Raw genomic sequence first — 13,018 nt, 5'->3', positions numbered from 1 at the left:
TTCCGTTTATCTTGTTATTAGTTCGCCATGTTTCACGTGGAACAATGCGGTTGGTTTATCCAATGCATCTAACACAGCAGAGACACTGTCAGATTCAATCGTCGTGATAAAAATCTGCGAGTCGCAATGAGCAAGAAGTTGCCCTACTTTACTCTTCGTATCTTCACTTAGCTCTGATGGTAAATCATCAATAAGTAAGATCGACTGCTTCCCAGTCTCTTGTTCTATTAAGCTATTTTGCGCTACTTTTAGCGCATATAAAAGCAATTTTAACTGCCCTCTTGAAAAGGCATTTTCTACAGGGCCAAGTGATGTTTTTATCGTTAGATCGGCCTTGTGTGGACCTTTAGAGGTGTATCCTCTCATCAGGTCTCGGTCCCTATACTGCATCAAAATATCAGCTAGCGACTCATCGCTTTTCCAACCCCAATTGAATTCAATATCGAGGCCGTTAAGCAAATCTAATTCTGTACACAGTCTATCAAAAAAAAGCGCTTTAAACCTCTCTATATACGACTCTCTTAGCTTTGTTATCGTCTCAGAGAGACGGACAAACTCTTTGTCCCATACATCTAGCATAGCCCGTGCGTTTGCGGGTTTTGATTTGAGTAATGCGTTCCTTTGCTTATGTACTTTATTGAAGTTTTGCCAATGAACAAAAAAGTCATGTTCCACGTGGAACACCCCCAAATCGATAAAGGCTCTGCGCTCTTTAGGTCCACCGAAAAAGAAAGAATAACTTTCTGGCGTGATAACTTGCACCGGCAACACTTGCGCCAAATCTGAAATACGGCGACTCGTCTTTCCCTGTATTTTCACCTGCGTTTCACCACTTACATCTTTTTTTAGACCAAGGGGAATAGTGAGATTGTTACTACGTTTCTTAGCGTGCAAAGTGAAATAGTCAGCAGTGTCTTTTATAACAGAGCGATGTTTATTAGTGCGAAATGAACGGCCATGGGAAAGAAAGTAAATGGCCTCTAGGAAACTTGTTTTACCACTGCCATTTTCACCGTAGATAACATTAATTAATTCTGGGGAAAATGTAGCAGCCTCAATATTACGAAAATTATTGAGGCTAAAAGACGTTATGCTCATCGCATCCTACAGGCGCATCGGCATTACAACATAAAGCGCTTCGCTATCACCGCCCGCTTCAATCAGTGCACTACTATTTGAGTCGGCTAAGGTAATAGACACATCTTCGGTTTTGATGGTGTTAAGCACATCTAGAAGATATGACACATTGAAGCCAATCTCCAAGTCATCGCCTTGGTACATCACTTCAATCACTTCTTCTGCTTGCTCTTGCTCTGGGTTGTTAGCACTGACTTTCAACATACCTGAACTGAGATTCAAACGTACACCGCGAAACTTTTCATTTGACAGTATCGACACACGATGCAGCGCATTGCGTAACCATTCGCGATTAGCAACAATCACCTTGTCGCCACCTCGCGGTAATACGCGGCGGTAATCAGGGAAACGGCCATCAACTAACTTACTGGTAAACGTAAATTCAGCATCGGTAATACGGATATGATTAGCGCCAAATTGAATAGTCACAGGCTGGTCATCAGCAGGCATAAGGCGCATAATTTCTTGGACACCCTTGCGCGGAACAATAAGCTGACGTTGGCTATTGAGCGACTGGGGTAATTTTTTCTGGGCTAATGCCAAACGGTGGCCATCTGTCGCCACAGTTTTGATTTCATCATTCTCTAACTCGAACGACATGCCGTTAAGGTAATAACGTACATCTTGGTTAGCCATTGAGAAATGCGTGCTTTCAAGCAACTTACGTAATTCTGTGCGACTTAGCTGAAACTCAACTTCGCCATCCCATTGCTCAAGATTTGGAAAATCTTCTGCTGCTAGAGAAAGTAAGGCAAAGCGGCTTTGCCCTGAGGTCAGAATGACCTGATGCTCTTGAGAGCTCAAGGTGATGTCACTGCCATCAGGGAGGCTCTTACAAATGTCCAATAGCTTTTTAGCTGGTAACGTGATTTTTGTATCAGCACAAGGTTGCGCTAATGCCACTGACGCGACAAGCTCAATCTCAAGGTCTGTACCAGTCATAAACAATTGTCCATCACGGACTTCAAGTAGCACATTAGAAAGTACAGGCAATGTGTGCTTGCGCTCAATAGCGCCGGATACCTGCATTAAAGGCTTTAAAAACTGATCTCTAGCGATAGTAATTTGCATAAGGGTAACCTTAAGATGACAAAGTTCTTATTAGATTTTGATAGTCTTCTTTTACTTCATGACTCTCGTCACGCAACGATTTAACTTTTCTACACGCATGTAAAACCGTGGTGTGATCTCGTCCACCAAACGCATCGCCAATCTCTGGCAAGCTATGGTTAGTTAATTCTTTAGACAGTGCCATTGCTACTTGGCGCGGGCGTGCAACAGAGCGGCTGCGGCGCTTAGACAGCAAATCTGAAACGCGAATACGATAATACTCAGCAACAGTGCGCTGAATGTTATCAATAGTAACTAGCTTATCTTGAAGTGCTAATAAATCGCGTAGTGCTTCTTTTACAAAGTCGATTGAAATAGGACGACCAGTAAAGTTTGCGTTGGCGATAACACGGTTGAGTGCCCCCTCAAGTTCGCGCACATTAGAACGCAACTTTTTAGCAATAAAGAACGCAACTTCGTGAGGTAAGTTAATTTTACTCTGCTGTGCTTTTTTCATTAAAATCGCAACACGGGTCTCAAGCTCCGGAGGCTCAATGGCAATAGTAAGGCCCCAACCAAAACGCGACTTCAGCCTGTCTTCAACCCCCTCAATTTCTTTAGGGTAGCGGTCAGATGTCAAAATAATTTGCTGATTACCTTCAAGCAAGGCATTGAAAGTATGGAAAAATTCTTCTTGGGAGCGCTCTTTGTTAGCAAAGAACTGGATATCATCGATAAGTAACGCATCAACGCTGCGATAGTAACGCTTAAATTCTTCTATCGCATTGTTCTGTAGTGCTTTTACCATATCTTGAACGAAACGCTCGGAGTGCATGTAGACAATTTTGGCATTTTCTTTGTTTGCCATAATGCCATTGCCTACTGCATGTAGTAAGTGGGTTTTACCCAAGCCTGTACCACCATATATAAATACAGGGTTAAATGCAGAGCCAGGGTTATCTGCTACTTGAGTCGCAGCAGCCTTAGCTAATTGGTTAGATTTACCTTCAACAAAGTTATCAAAGGTGTAGTTCTCTTTGATATTTGATTTGTGTTGGGATTTTGGTGCGGGCTCAACGGCTGCAGACTGCGCTTGAGTCCGAACAGCAACGGCAGGCTTTGCAGCACTTGCACTTTGAGTGTTTTCGCTCTGCGATGCACTCGGCGCCGCACTAGAGGCATTAATAATTGGTTTGCTACCTACATCAAAGCGCAATTCTGGTGCTTCGTTGCCGCAAATCTCAACCAATAACTCATTGATTCTATTTAGGTATTTTTCTCTAACCCAATCAAGAACAAAACGGTTAGGTGCATAAATCGTAAGCGTATCATCGGTACTTTCAGCCTGCAGTGGTCTTACCCACATACTAAACTGCTGCGACGGCAATTCATCCTGCAATACATATAAACAACTTTGCCAAACAGACAGATACACGCTTAACTCCCTAAAAAAGACTCGTTTTGTATACTCGTTCATCACGAGCTGGCTCAATAAATGCAGCTCTTTTTATATACCAAGATCGTGGTTTTTCATGATCCGGCCGTCCATTATGACGCCTATTTATCCACAACTTCAATATTGATTTTTAATTAAAATCTGCTCTTCATAACAAAAAGACATAAACAACTGATATTAAATGAAATTTATTTTATAAAAAGAATAAAATTTATCGCTTTACAAACGCCCGATCTTGATCATATCGAAGGATCATATGCGCTTATTAAGGGGATTTATTCACTTTTTAAACACCCCCTGTGGAAAACTTTATTTTTTAGCTGATCTTTATCGGATCAAAGAGTATGATCGCGCCATGGTTTGTCGACTGGCAAAGTGAGTTTTCGTTCATTAGATGTGCGAATGTCATTGACTTTACCTGCTACTCTCTATAGAATCTCGCGCTCGCTAAGGCACCGCTTATTAATGCACGGTGTAGTAACACTTGGCATTACTGGTGTGTCTGCGTCTGAGTGAGGATCGCGACCCACACAGAGAATTTAAACCTTAACCGATCGGATGGAATTGTTATGAAAAGAACTTTTCAACCAAGCGTATTAAAGCGTAAGCGTACTCACGGTTTCCGTGCACGTATGGCTACTGCTAACGGCCGTAAAGTACTAGCACGTCGTCGTGCTAAAGGCCGTAAAGTTCTTTCTGCTTAATATATAAGTGGAAGACTTTCGCTTTAGCAGGGAGTTACGTCTGTTAACTCCCTCGCATTACTCCCGCATTTTTAATGAGCCTGCTCGGGCTGCAACTTCTCTCTTTACTCTATTAGCAAAACCCAATTCTCTTAACCATGCTCGGTTAGGTCTCACTGTTGCTAAAAAGAATGTAAAACAGGCCAATCAACGTAATCGTATTAAACGAATCGCACGTGAGAGTTTCCGACTACATCAACACACACTCGATAACATCGATATTGTACTGATGGTCAAGCGCGGTATTGATGAACGTACCAATGCCGAAATTCGCGAAGATCTCGACAAGCTTTGGCGCAAAATTAATGAACGTTGTAAGCCGGGATATAAGCCACCACCGCGCAGACATCACAAAAAGCGTGACAATGCATCGCAAAAGCGTGGTAGATAATAGAATTTACCTACGTTTTCAGGTATCTTTAGCTCACCTTTTAATCGACTAACTGAGCATTCACTGGACGACTCAGTACTGCGGGCCTTTATGTTAGCTTTTATCTTAGCACTACCTAAAAACACCCTCATTGCTGTTATCAAAGTCTATCAAAAGTGGATCAGCCCATTACTTGGGCCAAATTGTCGCTTTAATCCCAGCTGCTCTTCATACGCTGTACAAGCAATTAAGCTTCATGGCGTAATAAAAGGCAGTTGGTTGGCAGCTAAACGAATAGTAAAATGCCACCCTTTACATGCCGGAGGGGATGATCCCGTTCCAGGCAAACGTAATCACCATTAATCTTAACAACGAGAAATAAGAGCAGTTATGGAATCGCAACGCACGTTTTTATTTATCGGTCTGTTGTTGGTGTCATTTTTATTATTCCAAGAATGGAATAATGATTATAACCAACCAGCTAACAGCCCAAGTGCTCAAACGCAAACAACCGTCCAAGCAAATGCTGGACAATCAGATGTGCCTAATTCAGATATTGCTGAGCCACTAGCATCAACCGTTGCTAATCAGCAAATTATCACTGTTACTACCGATGTTTTCGCAGTAAAAATCGATACCCTAGGTGGAGATATCATCGAAGCGAAGTTACTTCAGCACGATGAAACACACGGTAGTGAAGAGCCATACCTGCTGCTTGGTAAATTTGAGAACAACGAATACTTCGCACAAAGCGGATTAATTGGTCTTAATGGTCCAGATGCACGTACAGAAGGTCGTCCGGTTTATGAGAGTGCACAGCAAAGTTACACCATGAACGGTGATTCGCTCGCAGTACCTCTTACATTCGTAGATGCGCAAGGCGTTAGTTTTACTAAAACCTATACCTTCCACAAAGGCCGCTACGATGTAACGCTAGATTACGACATCGACAACAACACAACGTCACCTATTCAAGTGCAGCTTTACACTCAAGTTAAGCGCACAGTGCAAGAAAAAGGCAGCCTAATTGACCAAAGTTATCTTGGTGCGGCCTATGGCACAGACGAAGTGAATTACGAGAAATATTCTTTCGATGATATTAAAGACAAAGAATTGAAAGAAATGACTCAAGGCGGTTATGTTGCGTTCCTACAACACTATTTTGTAAGTGCCTGGGTGCCAGCACAAGACCAAACTAATACAGTGTACATGCGCATCCCTGGAACTGACTTTGCACAAATTGGTGTTAAATCAGAGCCTGTGAATATCGCTTCAGCTAGCACAGCCAACTTCCAATCGACTTATTACATGGGTCCAAAAGATACGGCAGCATTAGAAGCCTTGCACCCTAACTTGGATCTTACTGTGGATTACGGTTGGTTATGGTTTATTTCACAACCGCTATTATCCCTATTGAAGTTCCTATACAGCCTTATGGGTAACTGGGGCTTCGCGATTATTGCTATTACGATTCTTATGAAGACCGCGTTGTATCCGCTTACTAAAGCACAGTACACGTCGATGGCAAAAATGCGCGCACTACAACCTAAAATGCAGGCACTAAAAGAGCGCTATGGTGACGACCGTCAGAAGTTTGGCCAAGCAACCATGGAAATGTACCGTAAGGAAAAGGTAAACCCAATGGGTGGCTGTTTCCCACTGCTACTACAAATGCCTATCTTCCTAGCGTTGTTCTACGTATTCCTAGAATCACCTGAACTACGTCATGCTGAATTTGGTTTGTGGTTAACTGACTTATCATCAAAAGACCCGTTCTATGTACTACCAATTCTATTTGGTGCAAGTATGTTCTTGATGCAAAAGTTACAACCTATGACAGTAACCGATCCAATGCAGCAGAAGATGATGACCTGGATGCCAGTGTTCTTCTCAGTATTCTTCCTGTGGTTCCCTTCAGGTCTGGTACTATATTGGTTGGTTTCAAACCTTATCTCAATCGCACAGATGCTATACATCTACCGCGGTATGGAGAAAAAAGGCATCAAAGTACGCGGTTAATTCACCGTCACTTAAACGATGCAAAAGAGCGGCTTAATAGCCGCTTTTTTATTGTTTATGGCCACATTAGGTTACAATACACACATTAATGCTTTATCGAGTTAGTTTATGCATTCTCAAGACACAATCGTTGCTCAAGCCACAGCACCTGGGCGTGGCGGCGTAGGGATAATTCGCGTATCAGGGGCACTGGCGACAGCTGTTGCTGAGCGAATAATAGGACATTGCCCAAAGACACGTTACGCGGAATACGTGCCATTTCATGATTTAAACAAAGAGCAACTGGATCAAGGTATCGCCTTATTCTTCAAAGGGCCAAACTCATTCACTGGTGAGGATGTTCTCGAACTCCAAGGCCACGGCGGTCCGATTATTCTTGATATGCTGCTGCGCGAAATAGCTGAAATCGACGGCGTTCGCCTTGCGAAACCCGGCGAGTTTTCAGAACGCGCATTTTTAAATGACAAACTCGATTTAACGCAAGCTGAGGCTATCGCCGATTTAATTAACGCAACCTCAGAGCAAGCAGCCAAAAGCGCGCTGCATTCTTTACAGGGTGAGTTTTCAAACCATATCTCTCAGCTTGTAGAGCAAGTCATTCATCTGCGCATGTATGTAGAGGCGGCTATTGATTTTCCAGATGAAGAAATCGATTTCCTCAGTGATGGTAAAGTTGCTGGCGATCTACAAAAAATTCTCAACCAAGTTAACACTGTACGAGAGCAAGCAAAACAAGGCAGTATCATTCGTGACGGTATGCGAGTCGTTATTGCTGGGCGACCAAATGCGGGAAAATCTAGCTTGCTGAATGCACTTGCGGGACGTGATGCCGCAATTGTGACTGACATTGCAGGCACCACACGCGATGTACTTAAAGAGCACATTCATATCGACGGAATGCCCTTGCATATAATCGATACCGCAGGGCTTCGCGAAAGCCCCGATAAAGTAGAGCAAATAGGGATCGAGCGTGCGTGGGAAGAAATAAACCAAGCAGATCGCGTGTTGTTTATGGTCGATGCCCAAGAAACAAATGCCCAAAAACCTGAAGACATCTGGCCTGAATTTGTAGCTCAACTGCCTGCAAATATGGGGATCACCGTTATCCGCAACAAAGTGGACATCAGCGGTGAACAAATAGGCTTTGATGATTCAGGTGATACTCCCGTTTTAAGGCTCAGCGCCAAAGAAGGCTTAGGAATAGATTTAGTACGTGAACATCTTAAAGCCTGCATTGGCTTTGAAGGGACCCAAGAAGGCAGCTTTATGGCGCGTCGTCGCCACCTTGATGCCCTAGAGCGTGCCCTGCACCACTTGATGATTGGCCAAGAGCAACTCGAAGCGCACATCGCCGGCGAAATACTGGCAGAAGAGCTACGCTTAGCTCAGCAATACCTTAATGAGATCACTGGCGAATTCACTTCCGATGATCTTCTCGGAAAAATATTCAGCTCGTTCTGTATCGGGAAGTAAAACGCATCCAAAAAGCCCACAATGTGTGGGCTTTGTTTTTACTAACCAATAATATTTCCTTTTATCCCTATTCAGTGATGAATACGGCCAGCCTAGGTTAAATCAATCTCTTACAGTAAATGCTCATTTATTAGTAAGGATTTCAAATGTCATCTTCACGTCTATTTAGAGAATTACATGAACAATCTCAGCCGTTATTGATAGCGAACTGTTGGGATCCCTTATCCGCTTTGGTGATTGAACAATCAGGGGCGCACGCAGTGGCAACTACAAGCTGGGGAATGTCCAATCATCAAGGGCTGGTGGATGGCGAACAACTCACATTCGAGCAGGTATACAATGTCGTAAAAGCCATTTTAAAAGTGATCAACATTCCCTTGAGCGTTGATATCGAAGCCGGTTATAGCCTTAGTCACAATGAGATTATTAATAATGTTCTAGCATTGGCAACGCTTGGAGTTGCGGGCATCAACATCGAAGATAAACCGAGCTCAGCGAATGCATTAAGAGGCATAGAGGAGCATACAACGCTATTAAAAACATTGAAAAATGCGCTTAGGGATCATGGTTTTGCTGATTTTTTTATTAATGCGCGATGTGATCTGTGCTTCCAAGAAAATTGGCATACGCCACAATTGCTTACTCGTGCCAAAGCTTATCAAGAGGCCGGAGCAGATTGCTTCTTTATACCGGGATTAACGGATCCCGCTGTCCTTAAAGAGTTAGCCCAAGCAATGACAATCCCCATCAATGTCATGGTGTTACCACAATTTTGCGACTTAGAGCAGTTCAAACACCTTGGAATAAAACGTGTTTCAACGGGAAATGCCCTGAGTGATCATCTCCTAACACAACTTGAATTAAGTGCTGAGGCGATCAATCACTCACAAAACCTCAGCTTTTTATTTGAAAATACCGTACAAACCCGTTTTATTTCAGCCTAACAACACAGCGGATCATGATTTTTACTCACAAAAACGCATGATCCGCTGTAATTTTTGACTATGAAAACGCCAAACGTATAAAAAACGCCGTGTTTATAGATATTTTAGATCTATAAAAACACTTTTTAAGATCTAAATTAAACACAATTTTCTGCACATATGATCATTATCCACATGCATTTCATGCACAACCCAACTTTTACGAATAAACGTCCGTAAAACACCCAATATGATGAACGGGCTTAGCATTTTAACCTAAGCTTATCGACGATTTATCAACAAGATAAAATATCAAAAAATCATTTATAATCAGTTTATTAAAAACTTTTTAAACAGACTAATGAACATAAAGTGATACACAGCGAGTAAGATCGATTGAGCATAATCACAGATCGGGTATCATGAGCCGCAATTATTACTGCATCACACTACTATGAATCACGTTGAAATCATCATTGGCAGCCAAATGGGCGGCACAGAATATGTTGCCGAACACGTTAGCAATCTACTAAAAGATCACGCAATAGATAGCCAACTTCATGAGCAACCCGATCTTAATGACATCAATAAAGATGCGGTTTGGCTTGTATGCACGTCAACGCATGGCGCAGGTGATTACCCAGACAATTTAGTCGCGTTTATTGATCAAGTAGCAACGCAAGTATCACTTGAGTCGGTTCAATTTGCAGTGATCGGCATTGGCGACTCAAGCTATGACACCTTTAACTTTGCAGCCAAGAACCTAGTAAACTTGCTCGTCAGTAAAGGAGCAAAGCAGTTACTACCTCACTTAGAGATAGATGTGCTTGATAGTGAATTACCCGAAGATACAGCTGAAGCTTGGCTGCCTAAATTGGTGCATTGTTTGGAAAAGAACGAGATCGGTCTTACTCAATAGTTATTCACAAATTATAAAAAACTTAGATCGAATTGTGGATAAAAGCTTAGTATCCTTTGATCTCACCTATGATTATGCACTTGATAAGATCTAACCCGATATTGCTTGTGTATAAAACACCGAATTGATCAGAGGTTGTACGCCCTTAGATCCGATCATATCTACAGGTGTAGAGATCGCTTAATGTTATGAAATATATATACTTTTAACGGTTATCAACAGAAAGGTGTGATCCTAATAGTAGATCTAATAAAAGATCTCTTTAAAGATCCTTTATTTTATATAAGATCACCTTTTGGATCTTGAGTACTATTTAACCGTTTCCCTTCCCTCAATTTCTAGGTAAAATAGCCGCCCTTTTGAATTTCACCGGTTGTAGGAAAACGTTTAATGATCTTCCATGAACATTTTGATGTCATTGTTGTAGGCGGCGGTCATGCTGGAACTGAAGCAGCCTTAGCTTCTGCACGTATGGGTATGAATACCCTTTTGTTGACTCATAACATGGATACGTTAGGGCAAATGTCTTGTAACCCTGCAATCGGCGGCATTGGCAAAGGTCACTTGGTGAAGGAGATCGATGCGCTTGGTGGTGCTATGGCCAAAGCGATCGACAAAGGCGGCATTCAGTTCCGCACTCTTAATTCATCGAAAGGTCCTGCTGTACGAGCTACCCGTGCTCAAGCGGATCGCGCTTTATACAAAGCTGAAATTCAAGCCATTTTGCAGCGCCAAGAAAATCTTAAGATCTTCCAGCAATCGTGTGATGATCTCATCGTTGAAGGTGAAACAGTCAAAGGTGTCGTTACACAAATGGGCCTTAAGTTCAGCGCCAACAGCGTTGTATTGACGGTAGGTACCTTCTTAGGTGGCCAGATCCATATAGGGTTAGAAAACTTCAAAGGCGGCCGTGCTGGTGATCCGCCATCAATTGCATTGGCACAGCGTTTACGTGAGTTACCATTTCGTGTTGATCGCCTAAAAACGGGCACACCACCGCGTATCGATGCGCGCACCGTTGATTTTTCAAAGATGCAAACACAACCAGGTGATACACCAACACCGGTGTTTTCATTCATGGGTAAAGTGGAAGATCACCCACAACAAATTCCGTGTTACATCACGTATACCAATGAGAAAACGCACGAGATCATCAATAACAATTTACATCGTTCACCTATGTATTCAGGTGTTATCGAGGGTATTGGTCCACGTTATTGCCCTTCTATTGAAGATAAGATTGTGCGTTTTGCTGACAAAGATAAGCACCAAATCTTTGTGGAGCCAGAAGGCTTAACGTCATACGAATTATATCCAAATGGGATCTCAACAAGCCTTCCATTTGATGTGCAAATGGAGATTGTGCGCAGTATCACTGGTTTTGAGAATGCTCATATCTGTCGTCCTGGTTATGCCATTGAGTATGATTTCTTCGATCCACGTGATCTAAAACCATCTCTAGAAACCAAATTTATTAATGGCTTATTCTTTGCTGGTCAAATCAATGGTACTACAGGTTATGAAGAAGCGGGCGCACAAGGGCTTATCGCAGGTATGAATGCAGCTCTGCAAGTACAAGGAAAGGACTCTTGGACACCTCGTCGTGACGAGGCATATACAGGTGTGTTGATTGACGATCTTGCAACTCTTGGTACAAAAGAACCATATCGTATGTTCACATCGCGTGCTGAATATCGTTTGCTTCTTCGTGAAGACAACGCGGATCTGCGTTTAACGGCTAAAGGTCGTGAGTTAGGTCTAGTGTGTGATGAGCGCTGGAGCGCATTCAATGAAAAGCTTGAAGTGATGGAGCAAGAATCTCAGCGTATTCGTTCTACATGGATCCACAAAGATCATCCAGCGCTTAATGCTGTAAACGATTTACTGAAAACACCACTAACTCGCGAAGCAAGTTTGGAAGATTTGATCCGTCGTCCTGAAATTGACCATAAAGATCTTTACGCTATCGAAGGACTTGAGTCACCTTCAAATAACGATGCGGCGTTAGAGCAGGTTGCTATTCAGACCAAATATGCAGGATATATCGCACGTCAGCAGGACGAGATCTCAAAGCAGATGCGTCATGAACAAACGCTATTGCCAAAAGAATTTGATTATTCTCAAGTATCAGGATTATCAAATGAGGTAGTGGCCAAGCTGACAGATGCTCGTCCAGATACAATTGGTCAGGCTTCGCGTATTTCTGGTATTACTCCTGCGGCGATTTCGCTATTATTGGTGTATCTCAAGAAGCAAGGAATGTTACGCAAATCGGCGTAATCAAGAGCAAGCGTGTTAGAAAATAAATTTAAACAATTGCTGGCCAAGGCCAGCATTTCTCTAAGTGAGCAACAAATTGAACAGTTGCTTGCTTATGTGGCTTTGTTGGATAAATGGAACAAAGCCTATAACCTCACCTCTGTGCGTGATCCTAAAGACATGCTGGTAAAGCACATCATGGACTCTTTAGTGGTTGCTGAACACCTCAAAGGCAGCAACTACATTGATGTTGGCACAGGCCCTGGCTTACCGGGTATGGTGCTCGCCATTGCACTGCCAGATACCCAGTTCGTTTTGCTCGATAGTTTGGGTAAACGTGTTACATTCTTAAAGCAGGTAAAACATGAACTTGGCTTAAAAAATGTCACGCCTGTGCAGAGTCGAGTTGAAGAATATCAGCCAAGTGTTAAATTAGATGGTGTGCTATCTCGCGCATTTGCCTCAATTGATGATATGTTGCATTGGTGCGCGCATTTAATTGATCAGGACGGCCGCTTCGTGGCGCTTAAAGGTCAATATCCAGAGCAGGAGTTAGCAAATTTACCTGATGGATTTAGCTTTGAGCAAAATGTTGAGTTGTCAGTGCCTGAATTAGAAGGCGAACGCCATCTTATAATTCTAAAAAAAGATTAATTGGCAGAGGATCAC

12 protein-coding genes are annotated in these 13,018 nt (G+C 42.7%); 9 read left to right on the top strand and 3 right to left on the bottom strand.

Features of this window, described 5'->3' with window-relative positions:
• Positions 1–6 precede the first annotated feature (6 nt).
• Genes recF through dnaA form a run of 3 tightly spaced genes read right to left on the bottom strand, consistent with a single transcriptional unit; the run spans position 7 to position 3,622 of the window.
• Positions 7–1,098 (bottom strand): DNA replication/repair protein RecF, encoded by a 1,092-nt coding sequence (gene recF, locus AAEU32_RS10860; RefSeq protein WP_421970542.1) that lies wholly within the window; start codon positions 1,096–1,098, stop codon positions 7–9.
• A gap of 6 nt (positions 1,099–1,104) precedes the next feature.
• Positions 1,105–2,208 (bottom strand): DNA polymerase III subunit beta, encoded by a 1,104-nt coding sequence (dnaN, locus tag AAEU32_RS10855; RefSeq protein ID WP_421970541.1) that lies wholly within the window; start codon positions 2,206–2,208, stop codon positions 1,105–1,107.
• 10 nt (positions 2,209–2,218) lie between these two features.
• Positions 2,219–3,622: a chromosomal replication initiator protein DnaA gene (gene dnaA / locus AAEU32_RS10850; RefSeq protein WP_421970540.1), complete on the bottom strand. Its 1,404-nt coding sequence runs from the start codon at positions 3,620–3,622 to the stop codon at positions 2,219–2,221.
• 590 nt (positions 3,623–4,212) lie between these two features.
• Between dnaA and rpmH the strand changes: the two genes are divergently transcribed.
• The 9 genes from rpmH (at position 4,213) to rsmG (ending at position 13,003) form a co-directional block, all read left to right on the top strand.
• The gene (rpmH, locus tag AAEU32_RS10845; RefSeq protein ID WP_008488847.1) at positions 4,213–4,347 is read left to right on the top strand and encodes a 50S ribosomal protein L34; all 135 of its coding nucleotides are present in this window, start codon (positions 4,213–4,215) and stop codon (positions 4,345–4,347) included.
• 7 nt (positions 4,348–4,354) lie between these two features.
• Complete coding sequence (gene rnpA, locus AAEU32_RS10840) at positions 4,355–4,777, top strand: ribonuclease P protein component (protein ID WP_421970539.1); 423 nt, start codon at positions 4,355–4,357, stop codon at positions 4,775–4,777.
• Positions 4,778–4,867: 90 nt separating this feature from the next.
• Positions 4,868–5,119, top strand: a complete 252-nt coding sequence (gene yidD, locus AAEU32_RS10835; protein WP_421970538.1) for a membrane protein insertion efficiency factor YidD — start codon at positions 4,868–4,870, stop codon at positions 5,117–5,119.
• 27 nt (positions 5,120–5,146) lie between these two features.
• A complete protein-coding gene (gene yidC / locus AAEU32_RS10830) occupies positions 5,147–6,775 on the top strand; it encodes a membrane protein insertase YidC (RefSeq protein ID WP_421970537.1) in 1,629 nt (542 codons plus the stop codon).
• Positions 6,776–6,883: 108 nt separating this feature from the next.
• Positions 6,884–8,248 carry a tRNA uridine-5-carboxymethylaminomethyl(34) synthesis GTPase MnmE gene (mnmE, locus tag AAEU32_RS10825; RefSeq protein WP_421970536.1) on the top strand — a complete coding sequence of 455 codons (1,365 nt, stop codon included), beginning with the start codon at positions 6,884–6,886 and terminating at the stop codon, positions 8,246–8,248.
• A gap of 146 nt (positions 8,249–8,394) precedes the next feature.
• Positions 8,395–9,192 (top strand): isocitrate lyase/PEP mutase family protein, encoded by a 798-nt coding sequence (locus tag AAEU32_RS10820; protein WP_421970535.1) that lies wholly within the window; start codon positions 8,395–8,397, stop codon positions 9,190–9,192.
• 433 nt (positions 9,193–9,625) lie between these two features.
• Positions 9,626–10,090 carry an FMN-binding protein MioC gene (gene mioC / locus AAEU32_RS10815; protein WP_421970534.1) on the top strand — a complete coding sequence of 155 codons (465 nt, stop codon included), beginning with the start codon at positions 9,626–9,628 and terminating at the stop codon, positions 10,088–10,090.
• 390 nt (positions 10,091–10,480) lie between these two features.
• Positions 10,481–12,370 carry a tRNA uridine-5-carboxymethylaminomethyl(34) synthesis enzyme MnmG gene (mnmG, locus tag AAEU32_RS10810; RefSeq protein ID WP_421970533.1) on the top strand — a complete coding sequence of 630 codons (1,890 nt, stop codon included), beginning with the start codon at positions 10,481–10,483 and terminating at the stop codon, positions 12,368–12,370.
• Positions 12,371–12,382: 12 nt separating this feature from the next.
• Positions 12,383–13,003 carry a 16S rRNA (guanine(527)-N(7))-methyltransferase RsmG gene (gene rsmG, locus AAEU32_RS10805; RefSeq protein ID WP_421970532.1) on the top strand — a complete coding sequence of 207 codons (621 nt, stop codon included), beginning with the start codon at positions 12,383–12,385 and terminating at the stop codon, positions 13,001–13,003.
• Positions 13,004–13,018: the final 15 nt, after the last annotated feature.

Source organism: Pseudoalteromonas maris, assembly GCF_049257235.1.
Lineage (GTDB): Bacteria > Pseudomonadota > Gammaproteobacteria > Enterobacterales > Alteromonadaceae > Pseudoalteromonas.
Note: the sequence above shows the minus strand (reverse complement) of the source record. Positions and strands in the feature narration are given on the sequence as shown.

Excerpts from the sequence above, each read along its gene's own strand:
- dnaN (WP_421970541.1), bottom strand. The coding sequence starts at position 2,208 with ATGCAAATTACTATCGCTAGAGATCAGTTTTTAAAGCCTTTAATGCAG.
- mnmE (WP_421970536.1), top strand. The coding sequence starts at position 6,884 with ATGCATTCTCAAGACACAATCGTTGCTCAAGCCACAGCACCTGGGCGT.
- AAEU32_RS10820 (WP_421970535.1), top strand. The coding sequence starts at position 8,395 with ATGTCATCTTCACGTCTATTTAGAGAATTACATGAACAATCTCAGCCG.
- yidD (WP_421970538.1), top strand. The coding sequence starts at position 4,868 with ATGTTAGCTTTTATCTTAGCACTACCTAAAAACACCCTCATTGCTGTT.
- yidC (WP_421970537.1), top strand. The coding sequence starts at position 5,147 with ATGGAATCGCAACGCACGTTTTTATTTATCGGTCTGTTGTTGGTGTCA.
- rpmH (WP_008488847.1), top strand. The coding sequence starts at position 4,213 with ATGAAAAGAACTTTTCAACCAAGCGTATTAAAGCGTAAGCGTACTCAC.
- mnmG (WP_421970533.1), top strand. The coding sequence starts at position 10,481 with ATGATCTTCCATGAACATTTTGATGTCATTGTTGTAGGCGGCGGTCAT.
- recF (WP_421970542.1), bottom strand. The coding sequence starts at position 1,098 with ATGAGCATAACGTCTTTTAGCCTCAATAATTTTCGTAATATTGAGGCT.
- mioC (WP_421970534.1), top strand. The coding sequence starts at position 9,626 with ATGAATCACGTTGAAATCATCATTGGCAGCCAAATGGGCGGCACAGAA.